This is a genomic window from Clostridium zhoujianii, assembly GCF_051590805.1.
In the GTDB taxonomy this organism is placed as follows: domain Bacteria; phylum Bacillota; class Clostridia; order Clostridiales; family Clostridiaceae; genus Clostridium.
The window spans coordinates 1,273,020-1,290,306 of the sequence record NZ_JBPUTF010000001.1 but is presented as its reverse complement, the minus strand read 5'-3'; the positions used below and the strand labels follow the sequence as shown (position 1 = coordinate 1,290,306).

Genomic DNA, 17,287 nt, shown 5'->3' with positions numbered 1-17,287 from the left:
TCTTAGTCATAATTCTTTTCAAATTCTATTGGTTAGTTTTACTCTATTGTGAGGTTCATTCCAGATTGATAAGTCAGGTCCTTTCGCTAGAATCTGATATGGATTATCCTCTACATTTCCTAATTGGTATCCCTTTTTTATTGCATCAAAATTTGTTGTATCCCCAAAGCCTGGTGTTTGATAAAGATCACGGGCATATCCCCATAAGTTTGGAAAGTCTATTAATCTATTCCTGTTGACCTTAAATACCAAGTAATATGCGATATCGAAGCGAACAAGGGTCACATATAATCTAATATCAGAATCAGTAATTTTATCACCAAATAAATATCTTTTATTCGATAAATGATCTTCTAATTTATCTAATCTATTAAATAAGACATCATAAGCTTTATCATATTCTTCTTGTGAATGTGCAAAGCCTGCCTTATATACTCCATTATTGACGTCATTAAATATAATGTTATTTAATTCATCAATATTAGTTCTAAGCTTATCAGGATATAAATCAGGAGTACCTTCTTTATGGAACTCTTTAAATTCTACTTCGAAATAATTAGTTAGACGAAAATAATCATTATTTACAACCTTCCTTGTCTTTACATCTACAATAGTTGGTACAGTTGCACGTCCTGTGTAGCTTGGATCTGTTTCTTCATAAATCTCTGGTAAGTTGTGTATGCCTAAAACTGGATCTACTCCGCCTTTATCTAATGTGAATTCCCAACCATTATCTGTTCTAACTGGATTTAAAGTGCCAAGACTTATTACATCCTCTAATCCTAATAAGCTCCTAACAATGACCGCACGATGTGCCCATGGACAAATTGGAGTCCATAATAGACGATAACGATCTGCTTCAACTGGAAGTTCACCAGCATTTATCCCGAAAGCTGTTGTAAATCTATTATTCTGCCTTACAAATGCACCTGCCTTACTTATTTCATGTGCTAACTCAGAAGTTGCTATATTTCTATCATTTTTTAAATTCCCCATAATTTATCCTCTTTTCATATTCATTTTATTTATTAAACATATATGAATTATATGTTTAATAAATAAAAAAATTGACTATTTCAATTTAAAACTTTCTTTCATAATAATTATCACCAAAACGATATTTATATGGAAGAAGAAATCCCTCATCTTCCATTTCATCTAAATTACTACTTTGATATATTGCCATTCCTGTCTTCATACGACGAAATCCCAAATGTTCATATAAATCAATTGTTTGTGGATGTGTATAAAGAATAATATTGCAGTCTTTTACTTCACTTATAAGGGCATTAATAATTCCTTTTCCTATTCCTAACCCATGATATTTTTCATCAAGAGCTATATTATATATGGCAGCTTGACTAATTCCATCTGAGAGGACTCTTCCAACCCCTATTAGCTCATTTCCATGAAATGCAAATGCTGTTCCGTAGCTATTTTGAAATACTTCTTCTTGTTTATCTGGATCTAAGTCACTTAATCCATAATAACTAAGTAATTCTGATACTCTTTTCCAATTGATACCATCTATTCCTAATTGAATATAATAACTCATTTTACCACCCCACTTATCTTACTATTCATACTTGAATTATATGTATTTCAATCGATACTTGCCCCATATTTTGAAGAATATTTATAAATTATATTTATTCTTTACATTTTGTCTATAATGTAATATAAAAAATTAAGAGCATCACCTTAAGTAATGCTCTACTCTCACATCTATTTTCTTTTTCCTAATGCAGCCATATAAATAACAAACTCATCATCTCCATCTAAATTCAGCATTTCATCTATAAGCTTTTGATCATAAATGCCTATCGCACAAGCTCCACATCCTACTGCTTCTGCTCCAATATATAAATTCTGACATACATGCCCTATATCGATAAGTATTTTCTTATGTGCTGTAATATCAAATTTATATTCAGCTCTATAAGGAATACAGCTCCAAGCAAAAATCACAGCGCTTTTAGAAACAAAGTTTTGGACAAAAGGCTGTCTAGGAGTAGCTTTATCTATTTTTATACTTACATCATTCACTAAATTTATAAAGATTAATTTATGTTCTAATGGAAGATATCTATAAATACCACTTTCTAGTTCACTTACTCTATTTATAATTAAATAAGTTTCAAAAGGATGTACAGCTCCTCCTGATGGTACTCTCCTTCTAGTAGTTTTACTTTTTTCTACTACCTCTTGAATTCCTTGAGTAGCCCATAATAAATAGGATAGTTGTTCTAAAGTGATATATTCATGTGAATAATTTCTTATACTTCTCCTATCATTTATACAATCAAATACATTAGACTTCTTTTGGATTTCTTTAGTTACCTCTGGTAAATCAATTAGTTTTTCCATACTATACTCTTTTTGAAATCTTGGAGAAGGCAATCCCTTCTTGATATCTGTTTCGATTTCATCTAGCACTTGAAAATTAGCCTTTAGAAACTCTCTATTTTCTGTGTATCTCCCCATCATTAACTCCTTATAGCTATCCTTAATATTCCTAATAGTTATATGTTATCTATATCAACTACTTAACTATACATCAATATGTACTACTATACTGTGACAAATGTTACAATTAGTAATTAATAGTAATTTAATTAAAGGTTTCCTATAATCATAACGACTAAAAAAAATAGTAAGCAAGATTTTAATCCTACTTACTATCATTAATAATGGTCTATCCTTCTATCCCTGTTAAAATTCCTTTTGCAATAGCTTCTGCATTATATAAAGCCATATCACCATCATTATCAATAAATCCACATTCTACTATTATAGCAGGTGCTGATATATACTTAACAAGATATAATTCACCCTTTTTAACTCCTCTATCTACATATCCAAGCTTACATATTTCTCTTTGTACTTTAAAAGCATAATCTATAGTTTCTCTGCTACAATCATTATATAAATGAGTTTCAACCCCTCTAGCATCTCCATTGTATGCATTAAGGTGTAATGATATAAATAAATCCAAATTATTTGAATTTGCTATATTTACTCTTGCAGATAAACTCTCCTCAACACTATCTGCCTCATCTACAGTACAATCCACAACTGCATGACCAGCTTGTACTAATATTTCTGATAGTATCTTACCTATTTCTCTCGTTTTATCTTCTTCTTTAAGTCCACAATATTGAACTCCTAAATCTCCACCTGTAAGCGTATGTCCCATGTCTAATCCAATTTTCATTTTAACTTCCTCCTAAAATAAAAGGGTAGCTCCTACAGCTACTCTACATAATTATTATTCGCTTTATTTATGATATTATATTTTATTAGTTCACCTACCTGCAGTGTATTCCTATTAATAATATCCTTTACCAGCAGGCATTCCCTATATATTACATCATTAGTTTATATTTTACAACTTCGTATTTGCCTCTTTCCTTAATATAAATATTAAAAGCTTTAATTTACTCCGAAATTGCCTTATTTACTCACTCTTTAAGCTATGTTAAAGCCTCCTTTTACTTGCTTGGTATTGATTACATAAAGTCTATATAGATCTCCAAATTTATAACACTTTTATATATAAAAAAAGCCATAATTTTATTATGACTTTTTTAGAATTATATATTAATTTACCTTTATAGCAAAAGCTTCGTATGGTCTAAGTTCAATTTCACTTAAATTTTCAAATTTAAAATCATAATTTGAAATTAGCACCTTAAAATCTTTTACATTTCCTCCTAATTCATTTAATAAATCAATCTTACAGCTTTCAGGATAGAAATTGTTAACTACTATTATTTTTTCATCTCTAAGAGTTCTTACATAGGCATAAACCTTTTGATTATCTCTAAGTAATAAGTTAAAGTTACCTGATCTTATTACTTCTTCATTTTTTCTAATTTCAATTAGTTTTTTATAATAATAGTAAATAGAATTTTTATCTTCTAACGCATTCTTAATGTTAATTTCTTTATAGTTAAAAGCTGGTTCTATCCATGGCTCTCCTTCTGTAAATCCTGCACTATTACTACTATCCCATTGTACTGGTGTTCTTGAGTTATCCCTTGATCTTTTCCTTAATACATGAAGTATTTCATCCTGAGATTTTCCTTCTTCCTTTAAGATATTATAATAGTTTATTGATTCTACATCACGATATTGATTTATATCCTTAAACTCTGGGTTAGTCATTCCTATTTCTTCCCCTTGATAAATGTAAGGTACTCCGTTCATTAAATGAATAGCATTAGCTAACATTGTTGATGACTCTCTATGATACTTTTCTACATCACAGAACCTTGAGTTAATTCTTTGTTGATCATGATTACACCAGAAAACTGCTGTACATCCATTACCTTCAATCATTGCTTTTTGCCATTCTTCAAATAGACTTTTTAATTCCATAAAGTCAAAATCCTTTAATTTCCACTTATCACCATTAACATAGTCTACCTTTAAATGATGGAAGTTAAATACCATTGATAGTTCTTTTTCTTCTGGATTTGAATACTTTAAACAGTTTTCTATATTTGTTGAGGACATTTCACCAACAGTGATAATATCATCATATTTACCAAAAGTATTCTCATTTAGCTCCTTTAAGTATCTATGAATATTCGGACCATCAGTGTAGAATCTTCTTCCGTCACCTATTAAATCATCTTCAAAGTTTTCTTCCTTTGATATTAAATTTATTACATCTAATCTAAAACCTTTAACCCCTTTTTCAATCCAAAAGTTAACTACATTATATATTTCTTTTCTTAATTCAGGGTTATCCCAATTCAAATCTGCTTGAGTAATATCAAATAAATGTAGGTAATATTCATCTAAATCTTCAACATATTCCCAAGCACTTCCTCCAAACTTTGACGTCCAATTTGTTGGAGAGCTTCCATCTTCTTTTCCTTTTTTAAATATGTAATAATCCTTATATTTCTTTTCCCCTTTTAAAGCTCTCTTAAACCACTCATGCTCAGTAGAGGTATGATTAAATACCATATCAAGCATTATATCTAATCCTCTATTTTTACATTCCCTAGCTAACTCTTCAAAATCATTCATAGTTCCATATCTTGGATCAATCTTATAATAATCTGCTATATCATACCCATTGTCCTTTTGTGGCGATGAATAAAAAGGGGTAAGCCATATATAATCTACACCTAAGCCCTTTATATAATCAAGTTTTTCAATTACTCCTCTTAAATCACCAATTCCATCTCCGTTTTTGTCCTTAAAGGACTTTGGATAAATTTGATATACTACACTATCTCTAAAATCTTTCATAATTATCACCTTTTCTACTTAAATAATTTCTTTTTAAAGTAACTTAAACTATCTATTTCAACTAATTCTTTAACCTTACCTATTTTCTGTGTTAACTTATACAGCATTGTAAATACTTTTCTATTTTCTTTTATCTTCGGATCGAGGACTCCTAAAAATACTAATTGAACTTGTGTTTTATTCCATAGTATTGGCTTCTTTAATTTACCTATAGCTAATACTGAACTTTTATTCTCACTTGTAATACAATGGGGAATTGCAACAAGATCATTTATTTCAGTGGATGACATATCTTCTCTCTTAAGTACTTCCTCCTTAGTTTCCTTAGAAATAATTTCTTTTTCTATCATAGTTTTGCACATTATTTCTATTACTTCTTCCTTGGTTTCGGCATCTATTGAAGTAAAGAATAATTCCTCAGACATCAATTCCTGTAAGTAATCAAAATCTCTTTGTCTATTAATATGTTCATTTATTTTTTCTATATCTTCTTCTAAAAGTAAGGGTGAAACATTAATCATTATCTTATCAACATTTACATCCTTTATATTCACTGTTGAAATTATAAAATCTATATCAGATAACTCAAGTGAATCCAATATATATGCTGGGTACACTCCTTGAATATTAATACTAGGAAATTTTTTCACAATTCTTGTTTTTAATAATTCCGCCGTACCTACCCCACTACTACAGACAATTATTGCTTTAATATTATTATTCATTATGTCTCTTTCTAAGGATGCAGCAAAGTGTAATGCTATATATCCAATATCCTCTTCACTCATGTTTACATTAAATTCATCTCTAAACACATTACTAAATAAAATCGAATAATTATATGCCTCAATATACTTTGATTTTATAAGATCTATTAATGGATTATCTAATGTTACATTTAGATAGTATCTTGAATAAGAAGTATACAGATGATTTATTAATCCTTTTATTAGAGTATCATCCCTAAAAAAGTCAATATCATAAATACTTTTCACCTTATCTATTCCATGTATCACCATTTGTTCAAGACTTGTTTCATCTTCACTTATTTCCATAATTTCCTGTTGGTTATTTCCAATTATATAAGAAATATATATGATATCTTCAAATGAAAATTCCACCTCAAATTTATCTTTTACCTTGCATGCAATAGATTTAGATGCTGATATTATACTTTTGTCTAAAGAGATATTTATATTTTCCTCAATTCTAATAGGAAAATTGTTCTTAAGACGAAATATGCTTATTATTATGTATCTCGTAATATAGCATATTTCTATATCGTTTTTTCTTATTTTTAGCTCTTTAAATATTACTTTTATATCCTCTAGTAATTCATCATAACTATTTATATCATAACCTGCTAACCTTTTTGAAATAACAACTGAATTATCTTCTTTTCTTTCAGTTAAGTACTTAACCATTGCATTTCTTATTTTAATCTCTTCCCCATCTAGTATATATCCATAATGAGGCTTATTTTGTAATGATATCCCATATTCTGATAAGGTGTTTTTCACATCAATCATTACTTTATTTATTGAGGAACGACTAATATATAATTCTTCTGCAATTGTATCTTGATTAATATATCTGTTTGAAAGTAACAATTCTATAATTCCCATAACTTTTTCTTGCTTCTTATTAGTAATATCTAACCCAACATTTAAATTTTCATTTATAAAGTCTAAGTAACTTTCTTCATCCTTTATTAGTAACTTATAACCTTGGTTTGATGCTTCAATATCTGCTCCATTACTTTTTAAAATTTCCAGAAGCTCTTTTAAGTCTCTCTTGATAGTCCTACTACTAACCCCTAACATGCTCGCAAATTCATTACTATTAGTATAAGAATTTCTTGAGTTATTTAGTTCATTTAATATTACATACATTCTATCTGTTAACATAAAAATTCCCCTTTACATGTTACTAATTAGTGAAACTATATGATAACATAATAGAGATAGTTTAACTATCTCTATTAAATCTTATATTATTTCGCTGCTTCAGCTTTTTCTTCTTTTTTAACAAGTGCTAGTCTTCTAAAGATTGTAGCAAATGCTATAAATAGTACTCCTACTGCTAATCCTATAAAGAATCCTGCTGGTCTTTCGATTAGTGGCCATCCCCAAATTGATGCTGGAACTCCAATGTGAGCAAATGAATTCATAGCAAATGATATACTAGCTCCGACTGCTGCACCTATAACATTTATAGGAATTTGTCCTAAAGGATCTGCCAGAATAAAAGGAATTGCTCCTTCTGATATACCAACCACACCTAAAATCATACTTGGTACACCTGAACCCCCTAAATCATCTGGGAACACTTTTCTTCCTACAACAAATCTATCAATAATTGTTGCAAGTCCAATACCAATTGGTGGAATTAATATTCCTAATAAAACTGGAGTATATGTAAATCCTGTATCTGAAGTTAATTGCATACCTATTGTCATTGCTGTTTTATTAACTGGTCCACCTAAGTCGAATGCCATTGAACCACCTAGTAATGCTGAAAGTACAGCTCCACCAGCTTGACCGACAGCTGTAATTATTGCTGTAATACCATTTATAAATCCTACACCTATAGGACCAACTATAAATTTACTACATAAACTTACTATAATAACACCAAGTACTGGAATAATAAACATTGTTTTAATACCAATGTATTTTCTTTTAATCTTAATTTTTTGGTTAGCATACTTTACAAAGTAACCTGCAATTAAACCAATAAGAACTGATCCAACAAAACCAGACCCCATTTCTGTCGCTAATACACCACCTAGGAAACCTGGTGCAAGTGCTAGCTTATCTCCAATTGCATAAGCCAAGAAAGCCGCAAAGATTGGGTACATTAAGTTCATTAATCCTTTACCAGCTACCTGTGTAATCCATGCAAAAGTTGATACTAAACTATCTGAACTATTAAGTGCTTCAGGACTCCATATTTCAACACCTAATATTTGTCCAGCTATACCACCAATACCCATTAACATACCAGCACCAACAACTACTGGAATCATATAAGATATACCTGTCATTAGATAACTTTGTATAATTCCCCATTTTTCTTTAAAGCTATTTTTATTCATTTTTTCACCCTCAATTCAGTAATTTTATATTCTTTCCTTAATAATATCTTGAGAACTTGTTATAGCTTCTTTTAATGTAACTTTAACTATTTTTTCTTCAAAGCCTTCAAGTCTTTCTTCTTCTTGCAATTTCACTGCTGTTGCGATAATTATTAAATCTGCTTCTTCTAAATCTTTTTTTGTAAGTTTTTCTTCTATACCTGTTGAACCTTGTGTTTCAACCTTACTATTACAACCTAATTTCTTTGCTGCTGCTTCTATTGCATCTGCTGCCATATAAGTGTGTGCTATTCCTACAGGACATGCACAAATTCCAACTATTTTTTTTGCCATTTTATTTTCCTCCCTCTAACTTTTCATTTAATAAATTATAAATTTCGTTTTCTGATTTTGTGTTGTTTAATTTATCAGTAAACTCGTCATCCATTAAACATCTTGCTATTTGTGATAATATCTTAAGATGGGTTGTACCAGCTTCTGCTTCTGGAACTGCTAGTGCTAAAACAAAGTGTACTGGTTTATCATCCATTGACTCCCACTCGACTTCATTTTCTAATTTGCATACAATAACTGCTGGCCTATTTACTGTAATACTTTTACAGTGCGGTATTGCAAATCCTTTACCAAAGCCTGTAGTACATTCTCTTTCTCTTTCTAATAGACCATTTAAATAAATCTCTTTTGATTTTACGATTTCGTTTTCAAAGGCTATATTAGAAACAAATTGTAATACCTCTTCCTTTGTTTCAGCTTTAATTCCTACTTTAATTGTTTTAATATCTATTACTCCTGTCATGTTTTCACTCCCTTGCTTCTTTCTATGGCTTTATTGTATACGTTTTTACAAACTCTTTCATTATTTCTTTTTTCATCATGGAGTGACAAAAGTTAATTCTAATTATGTCATTATGACAGTGACAATAACAAAAAGGATAGGTTATCATTTAAGAATCCTACCCTCTTAAAACATACTTTTGCTCATGACCACTCTTGTTACATAATAAGTACCTATTCTATTAAGGGAATAGTAATACTATTCTCATCTTTGATTGTATCTTCCATAATACTATATATATAGTTGCCTAATGAGTTATTCCTATTATCCAACCATAGTTTAAAACCTTCACTTGCTAATATATTTTTATATATAGAATTTACTGTTCCTGAGAAGTAGTGAGGATTTAAGTCTGACACTACGGATGCCATCAAACTTTTTTCTTTGTCAGTTAACTCTAGTTTATTTAATGACCTTATAGTTCTACCATAAGTAACTTTTCTAAAGAATTCATTGGAATACTCTTGATGATTTAATAGATTTTTATCTGGAATATTATTTTTCTTTGCCCACTCTTCTATCTCTATAGCTTTTGTATTATAACTTATACTTTTATTAGGTAAAAATTCAATTATGCCATATTGATTTGTATAAACACTCAGTGAACTTGTAGCAATATCATATACTTTTTTATCACTAATTTTGTCATTGGTAATATTTTGTGCATGAATATGTCCACTTAAATTTAACTTTACATCATATTTTTTTAGTAAATTAATAACTTCCTGGCTATTATCAATAGTATATCCTTTATTAATAATCTTATTGTGATTAACCAAATTATGGTGCATAACTGTAATAGGTGTAACACCCTTACTTTTAGCTTCATCTAAAGATTTTTGTAGCCATCTATATGTATCCTTTTTGATTTTGCCTGAAGCCTCTGAGGGGTTAAGCCACCTATTATTATCAGTATACTTATTAGTATCAATCATAATAAGCCATAAATCATCTGAAATTTCTGCAACATAACTTAATGAATTTTTATCATATTTAACTTCAGTACTATAACCAAAATCTCCATATATTTCTCTAAATTCTTCAGGTGTAATTGATTCCACTGTATAGGTAGTATCACTTTTATATCCTCTAGCATTATAATTGTTTATGTCATGATTTCCTGGTATAACTAGTACAGGTATTCTATTATCCTTAACTTTCTGTAACTTTTTTGCTAGTACTTCATGGCTAACTTTTTCTCCATTTAATGTTAAATCTCCGCTTAATATAAGTGCATTGGGTTTCTTTTCTATAACTTCGTCAATAAATGCATCAGTTATTTTATCAATATAGTGTACTTCTTTTCCATCTCCATTTTTATACATATTCTGAAATGCAGTTCCTTCGTCTATAATATCTGGTGATATATAATGTATATCTGTAGCAACTATTAACTTTATGGAATTCCCCTTTGATAATACCTCTTTGGATTCTACTTTGTCGCTTACTTTCTTACCACATCCAAAGAATAATAATATAAAACAAAATAATATAATTAACTTTAATTTTTTCATTAGTGCTCCCTTCAAGTAATCCTTTTATCTATAATATACCCCTTTAATAAAAAATAATAAATTATTATTAATGCTTGTAATTACTTGAATCTAGGTTACCTGATTTCTATTACAATAATAATACAAATATATAACGATAAAAGGACCATTGACAATGATTTAGTATACTCATTCTCAAGGTCCTCTTAATTTAAAAGATATAATTATTATTCACAATTTCCAACTATAGCGTCTAGTAATACTGTTGCATTTGTGAAGAAACTTCTACAATCTACCTTTTTGAAATATATATTTTCGATTGCAGCATTTATTTTTCTATTTACAATATTGCAACTATCTTTTGGTAATACTATAAATGTTGTAAATGGAATTGCAAAATGTGCTGAATGAACTGACTGTTCTTCATTCAGTGCTGTATATTCAACTATTTCGTTAATTATTCCATGAACTATTAACTTAAATCCTGTTAATATTTGTCCATCATTAGATATTACATTTGGTGTTTTAATTACATAGTATTTTAATATTTCAATTGTAGCTTTTACATCTTCTATTTCTTCTATATTAGGCTTAATTGCAGGAATTATTAAATTCTCTTCTATATTAAATTGCTTGAAATTTGATATCCTTAGTTTTACTACTGCTGAGGATGTTGGTGTTCCAGAGGTTTCAGTAGTACCACTGCCACAAGTGGCACCTAAAGAATTAAAAATCTTATATGAGAATTTAAGTTTTACTCTATTTATTATTTGAAGCTCACAATTTGATTTTACAACCTTAATGCTATACTTAACTATAACCTGTTCTCCAACTTCTATTGTTCCAATGTTTATTCCTTTACCAATATCAACTCCATTTATTTTCACACCATTAACACTAAAGCTACCCTCAATTAATTCAACAATATTTGGTAGTTTGTCTGTAAATATTACATTAAGAGCATCTACTGTACCTATATTAGTAAGGGTTACAGTGTAATTTATTGTTCCACCTAATGATACAAATTTTTTATCTGCTTTTTTTATTATATCTATATCTGCTAGGTTAACGCATACCTGTACTGTATTACTTTTAGCAGTTCCAGTTTCAGGTTCATTTCCAGGTAGTTGATATCCAAAAGTAGAATTGGTTGTGTTTAAAATTGGGATTTCAGAATCTGATATTATTTTTACTTGGAAGGTTATTATCTTACTATTCCCAACTTCTATTATACCTAAATCAACACCATTAACTATTCCAGACTGTAGATCAGGGATGCCATCGATCCTTAGTGAACCTGATACAAATTCTAAATTAGGATTTAAAATATCATAAATAAATACTGGATCTAATTCAACATTACCTAAAACCAGATCTCCTGTATTAGTTACTACTATTTTATAGGTCAAAATATCTCCAACTACTGCGCATTGTTTATCTACACTCTTAGTTATTGTTAGTTCTGGGTTAAATACTTCTATTCCTATATTATCTTTTCCTGAACCATTTACTTCAACTGGCGGTTTACTTGGATCAACAATTACTTCTCCTGAAGCTACTGCGATATTCCTAAATACTGTAGTTAAACTTGCTAAAGCTTTTATACTTAGAATAACTGTAACTATCTGCCCTGGCAATAGACTTCCTATATTAACACCAACTCCAATATCTCCACTAATTAAAATTCCATCTACCTCTATTGCTATAGCCTGTAATTGTGATGGTAAGTCATCCTGTATAATTATATTGTGAATTGCTATATCCCCTGTATTTTGAACTTTAATAGTATAATTAAAAATATCTCCAATCTTTACTGACATTTTATCTGAACTTTTAGTCACTGTTAATTCAGGACTAAATATTGTAACTATTACTTCATTACTTGCTGAATTACCGCCAAAAATGTTACCTAATACTTGATATATGAAGGTTGCAGTGGAGGTATTATCAACTATTTTATCATTAGGGACATTTATTACCTCAGCATTAAATGAAATAGTTCTAGAATGTCCTGGGTCTACATTTCCAATATTAACTCCTGTAGTAATATTTTGTTCTGATGGCACGCTATCTATAGTTAAGTTGTTTGCAAACTGTATATCAGGATTTAGTAAATCAGTTACCACTATATCTTCTAGAGGTATTTCACCTGTGTTACTAGACACAATAGTATATCTAATCAAATCTCCTACAACAGCACCTGTCCTATCAGCTACCTTTACTAAGGTTAACTCTGGTACTAATACATTTATTGTAACTATATTTGTAGTTGTATTATCTATAATTGGTTGCTCATTTGGATCTACTATATATGAAAAATTAACATTAGCGCTATTTAATAGCTGCTTAGGTGCATCCTGTAATACTCTTACCTTAAATGCTGTTGTAACTGTTTCATTTGGTTCTATAGTCCCTAATCTAATTCCAACTCTTGGATCCTCTGATGGTGATTGAACACCATTTATTGTTACAGTTCCTGGTATAAATGTCGTACCAATTGGTAGATTATCATTAAGAATAACATTATCAACTGGTGTATTCCCTGTATTTTTATTTGTAATTGTAAATGTTATAACATCCCCTGGCGTTGTTATTCCTTTATCAGTAGCCTTTACAGAATCTACAGTAGCAATTGCAATATTTATTATTGCTGTTGAACTATTATTAGTAGGATCTGGGTCAGGTGTTATAGAGTTTACCTTTGAGGTATTACTAATATCTTCTGTAGCTGAATTACTTATTCTCCCCATTATTAAAATAGTTGATGAAGCATCAACTGCTATTGTTCCAATATTATTGAAACCTGGCCATGGATTGAAGGTTATTCCTCCATCTACAGAGAACTGAGCTCCTATTATCGTAGGTGGAATTAGATCAGTGAGGTTGACATTTTGAGCATCAGATGGACCTGAATTTGTTGTTACTATAGTGTATACAATAGTTTCTCCTGGAATTGCAGATACATGATTTGTTGTTTTTATAACAGAAATATCAGCTGAGGTATTTATTGGTGTTACTATAGTTACTGTATTATTACCAGGATCTGGATCTGGAGTTGTTGAATCTACAGAGGCTGTATTGGTTATACTGACTGTAGTAGATGAACTTACCTTACCTCTAATAATAATAGTTTTAGATTCTCCATTTTCCACTGTTCCTATAGTGTACGTATTTAACCAAGGATTAAATGTCACCCCTCCATCTACTGAGAATTCAGTTTCTGCAATTGTAGATGGAATCAAATCTGTTAGACTTACATTTTGTGCATCTGATGGTCCTGCATTTGATACTACTACAGTATACACAATACTTTCCCCTGCTATTACTGGTGTTGGACTTGCAGTCTTAAGAACTGAAATATCTGCAGAAGTATTAACTTGTGTAGTTATTGTTGAAATATTATTACTAGGATTAGGATCTATAGTAGTTGATTCAACTATTGCTGTATTACTTATAGTTCCCAAAGCAGATGAACTTACGGTTCCTTTTATTATGATAGTTGAAGAATCTCCATTTACTAATGTTCCTATAAAGTAAGGACTTACCCAAGGATTAAAGGTTATACCTCCATCTATAGAGAATAGAGGCTCTATTATTGTAGATGGAATATTATCTGTTAGGACGACGTTTTCTGCATCTGATGGTCCTAAATTTGATACTACCAAACTATAAGTTATAGACTCTCCTGCTACTACAGGGTTTGGATTTTCTATTTTTTTACTGCAATATCTGCTACAGTTGCAACTAGTGTAACAATAGTTGATGTGTTATTTGTTGGATCTGGATCTGGTGTTGTTGAATTTACTGTTGCTGTATTTGTAATACTTCCAGAAGCACCTGAATCTACTACTCCATTTATTATTATTGTTCTAGAATCACCACTTAGTAATGTTCCAATATTATATAAACCTGTCCAAGGATTAAAAGTTATTCCTCCATCTACAGAGAACTGGGCCCCTATTATGGTAGATGGTATATTATCTGTTAATGAAACATTTTGTGCATCTGATGGTCCAGCATTTGATACCAATAAATTATAAGTTATTGTTTCTCCTGCTACCACTGGGTCTGGGCTCTCTGTTTTTACTACTGAAATATCTGCTGACTGAATTGTTTCTACTGTAGATGTTGATGTGTTGTTAGTAGGGTCTGGATCTGGTGTTGTTGAACTTATAGTTGCTGTATTTATAATATTTCCTGTAGTATTGGAAGCTACTGTTCCTCTTATTATAATAGTCACCGAGTCAGCACTTACTAAAGTTCCTATAATATAAGGGCTTACCCAAGGATTAAAAGTTACTCCTCCATCAATTGAGAACTCTGCATCAGTAATTGATGCTGGTAAGTTATCTGTCACACTAACATTTTCTGCATCTGATGGCCCTAAATTTGATGCTATCAAGGTATACGTTAAGGTTTCACCTGATATGACAGGATTGGGATTTGAACTCTTAATAATTGCAACATCTGCAGAATCAGCAATTTGAACTATAGATGTTGAGGTATTATTGCTTGGGTCTGGATCTTCAGTAGTACTACTTACAGTTGCAGTATTTGATGTTGATCCACTTGCTGTATGGCTTAGAGTTCCTCTTATTATTACTGTAATTGATCCCCCATTTACTAATGTTCCTATATTATAAGAACCTCCCCATAGATTGAAAGTTATACCTCCATCCACTGAAAACTCAGCTCCAGTAACTGTAGAGGGAATAGGATCTGTTAAAATAACATTTTCAGCGGTATCTGGTCCATTATTTGTTACAACTATATTATAAAGAATTTCGGAACCTGCTATAGCTGGGTTAGGACTAGTCGTTTTAACTACACTTACATCTGCTATTGAATTTACGTCAAGAATATAATCTTCTACTTCCCCGTCTGATGCTGGGCCTAAACTCCTTGTATCTTCTAAGTCTAAGTTAACATTGCTATTAGTAAGAGTATCTGTCGTAACTCTAAGTCTGACAAATGTGTGAGGTGGATTTAAGATTACACCTACAGGTATTGAAAAATTCATAGTGACTACTTGTGTCCCTGCAGCTGAAGGTACTATAACAACTGGTGCTGCTTCATTCCCTTGGAATAATCCATTCTCATTAAAGTCAATCCATCCATATAGATTTGCAGGATTTCCTGTGTTATTTGTTACAGTTACATCTAATGAATAACTAGTTGCACTTATAGAAAGGGTTGATAATGGCACTGTTAATCCATCATCTTGAATTCCTAGTATTAAATCATCTCCAGTTGCTGTAGGATTTTGGTATGCATCATTTTCTGATGTGACTTGTGTTCCTAATACAAGAGAATTAATTAGTTCATGACGAGGTCCATTTTGAGCTAAAACTGTGTTGTAATTATTAGGACCATTTACAGTACTAGTATCAGGAGCATCACCATAATCTACTCTTATAGCTGCAGTTGGACACATAGTTGCATCATTTTGGTTAGCAAAGAAGGTAGATGAAAACTTCGTACCAGTTGCAGTATTCCCTGAATAGGTATATTTGTAAATACTACCATCTGGGTTATAAATAGCATAAATAACACCATTTGAATCAATAGATATTGCACCAAAAGATCCGCCGCCTCCGCCAGATAATATTGGAATTGTTGTTGTTGCTAATCCTGTTGTTGCACCTGTAGTTGGTACAACACGTCTAAGAGTTGAGGATGTACCAGATATTGAAACCCCATATAAATTCCCATCATTCGGGTCATATACCCAATCACTTATGGTAATTGCTGGACTTAACAAAGTTCCGAAATTACTTGTCTGCTCAACATAGCCATTTGTTGGATCTACTAATTTCATAAATGTTGCAGAATTTGGTCTTAAATCTATAGTATAATATCTTGCCAAGCCGTTCATTGTAATATAAAGGAAACCGCTTAGATCAAAAGTTCCCACATTGTATCCATTAATAGGTAATCCTGTTGGTAGTGGTGATAGCGTAATAATATTTCTGTTATTATCAATACGAACTATATTATTTGTGGTTACATCATAACCATATATATAATTATCTAAAATATTATATCCAATAGCATTTACATAATCGGCTGGATTAAGATTACCTTCTAGTGTTGATGTACCTGTTACAATGTTTATGTCGTACCACAAAGTAGGTTGATCTACAAATTGAATCATTGAGGTGGTACAAGATAAGGGATCATTAATAGTATCGTGGCTAAAATTTCGATTTCCTATTACTGCATTATTATTTATTTGAGTCTGGGTAATTGTCGATGTTAGCTCTCTTGGACCATTAGAAAATGTAAATCCTGATGGTTGGGTAAAGTTTGTTGGTGGACAGGTAGCTCCAGGGTCTGAAACTGGTTCATATACCCTATAGGTAGCTGGTGTTGTAATAGTAAAAGTATAATTTCCGTTTATGTCTGTTTGAGTAGAAGTACAGATTCCAGTTGCTGTGTCATATAAAATTACGAAGACATTTGGTATACCCGGCTCTCCAACATTAAATTGACCATTGTGGTTTAAATCATTAAAAACTATTCCTGTTATGGTTGCTGGCATTTTTATATGCTCCTTTCAAATATCAGTTTTTAATTACTTTGACTATTTTATCTTTA

Annotated in this window: 12 protein-coding genes; all 12 read right to left on the bottom strand. The window is 30.8% G+C overall.

Annotated elements, in window-relative coordinates; genetic code table 11:
- Positions 1–18 precede the first annotated feature (18 nt).
- Positions 19–996 carry a glutathione S-transferase family protein gene (locus ACSYT2_RS06070; protein ID WP_438384157.1) on the bottom strand — a complete coding sequence of 326 codons (978 nt, stop codon included), beginning with the start codon at positions 994–996 and terminating at the stop codon, positions 19–21.
- 85 nt (positions 997–1,081) lie between these two features.
- Complete coding sequence (locus tag ACSYT2_RS06065; protein ID WP_438384154.1) at positions 1,082–1,555, bottom strand: GNAT family N-acetyltransferase; 474 nt, start codon at positions 1,553–1,555, stop codon at positions 1,082–1,084.
- 170 nt (positions 1,556–1,725) lie between these two features.
- Positions 1,726–2,484: a SagB/ThcOx family dehydrogenase gene (locus ACSYT2_RS06060; RefSeq protein WP_438384152.1), complete on the bottom strand. Its 759-nt coding sequence runs from the start codon at positions 2,482–2,484 to the stop codon at positions 1,726–1,728.
- 211 nt (positions 2,485–2,695) lie between these two features.
- A complete protein-coding gene (locus tag ACSYT2_RS06055) occupies positions 2,696–3,214 on the bottom strand; it encodes an N-acetylmuramoyl-L-alanine amidase (protein ID WP_438384150.1) in 519 nt (172 codons plus the stop codon).
- A 386-nt stretch (positions 3,215–3,600) separates the two neighbouring features.
- Positions 3,601–5,265, bottom strand: coding sequence for an alpha,alpha-phosphotrehalase (gene treC, locus ACSYT2_RS06050; protein WP_438384148.1), 1,665 nt, complete (start codon positions 5,263–5,265; stop codon positions 3,601–3,603).
- Between the two features lie 14 nt (positions 5,266–5,279).
- Positions 5,280–7,172: a BglG family transcription antiterminator gene (locus ACSYT2_RS06045; protein ID WP_438384146.1), complete on the bottom strand. Its 1,893-nt coding sequence runs from the start codon at positions 7,170–7,172 to the stop codon at positions 5,280–5,282.
- Positions 7,173–7,258: 86 nt separating this feature from the next.
- Complete coding sequence (locus ACSYT2_RS06040) at positions 7,259–8,362, bottom strand: PTS fructose transporter subunit IIC (RefSeq protein ID WP_438384144.1); 1,104 nt, start codon at positions 8,360–8,362, stop codon at positions 7,259–7,261.
- Positions 8,363–8,386: 24 nt separating this feature from the next.
- Positions 8,387–8,695, bottom strand: coding sequence for a PTS fructose transporter subunit IIB (locus ACSYT2_RS06035; protein ID WP_438384143.1), 309 nt, complete (start codon positions 8,693–8,695; stop codon positions 8,387–8,389).
- Between the two features lies 1 nt (position 8,696).
- Positions 8,697–9,158, bottom strand: coding sequence for a PTS sugar transporter subunit IIA (locus tag ACSYT2_RS06030; protein WP_438384141.1), 462 nt, complete (start codon positions 9,156–9,158; stop codon positions 8,697–8,699).
- Positions 9,159–9,370: 212 nt separating this feature from the next.
- Positions 9,371–10,711 (bottom strand): metallophosphoesterase, encoded by a 1,341-nt coding sequence (locus ACSYT2_RS06025; RefSeq protein WP_438384140.1) that lies wholly within the window; start codon positions 10,709–10,711, stop codon positions 9,371–9,373.
- A 206-nt stretch (positions 10,712–10,917) separates the two neighbouring features.
- Positions 10,918–14,355 (bottom strand): CLIPPER-2 domain-containing protein, encoded by a 3,438-nt coding sequence (locus ACSYT2_RS06020; RefSeq protein ID WP_438384138.1) that lies wholly within the window; start codon positions 14,353–14,355, stop codon positions 10,918–10,920.
- A 44-nt stretch (positions 14,356–14,399) separates the two neighbouring features.
- Positions 14,400–17,231 carry a GEVED domain-containing protein gene (locus ACSYT2_RS06015; protein WP_438384136.1) on the bottom strand — a complete coding sequence of 944 codons (2,832 nt, stop codon included), beginning with the start codon at positions 17,229–17,231 and terminating at the stop codon, positions 14,400–14,402.
- Positions 17,232–17,287: the final 56 nt, after the last annotated feature.

Excerpts from the sequence above, each read along its gene's own strand:
- ACSYT2_RS06070 (WP_438384157.1), bottom strand. The coding sequence starts at position 996 with ATGGGGAATTTAAAAAATGATAGAAATATAGCAACTTCTGAGTTAGCA.
- ACSYT2_RS06065 (WP_438384154.1), bottom strand. The coding sequence starts at position 1,555 with ATGAGTTATTATATTCAATTAGGAATAGATGGTATCAATTGGAAAAGA.
- ACSYT2_RS06060 (WP_438384152.1), bottom strand. The coding sequence starts at position 2,484 with ATGGGGAGATACACAGAAAATAGAGAGTTTCTAAAGGCTAATTTTCAA.
- ACSYT2_RS06055 (WP_438384150.1), bottom strand. The coding sequence starts at position 3,214 with ATGAAAATTGGATTAGACATGGGACATACGCTTACAGGTGGAGATTTA.
- treC (WP_438384148.1), bottom strand. The coding sequence starts at position 5,265 with ATGAAAGATTTTAGAGATAGTGTAGTATATCAAATTTATCCAAAGTCC.
- ACSYT2_RS06045 (WP_438384146.1), bottom strand. The coding sequence starts at position 7,172 with ATGTTAACAGATAGAATGTATGTAATATTAAATGAACTAAATAACTCA.
- ACSYT2_RS06040 (WP_438384144.1), bottom strand. The coding sequence starts at position 8,362 with ATGAATAAAAATAGCTTTAAAGAAAAATGGGGAATTATACAAAGTTAT.
- ACSYT2_RS06035 (WP_438384143.1), bottom strand. The coding sequence starts at position 8,695 with ATGGCAAAAAAAATAGTTGGAATTTGTGCATGTCCTGTAGGAATAGCA.
- ACSYT2_RS06030 (WP_438384141.1), bottom strand. The coding sequence starts at position 9,158 with ATGACAGGAGTAATAGATATTAAAACAATTAAAGTAGGAATTAAAGCT.
- ACSYT2_RS06025 (WP_438384140.1), bottom strand. The coding sequence starts at position 10,711 with ATGAAAAAATTAAAGTTAATTATATTATTTTGTTTTATATTATTATTC.
- ACSYT2_RS06015 (WP_438384136.1), bottom strand. The coding sequence starts at position 17,231 with ATGCCAGCAACCATAACAGGAATAGTTTTTAATGATTTAAACCACAAT.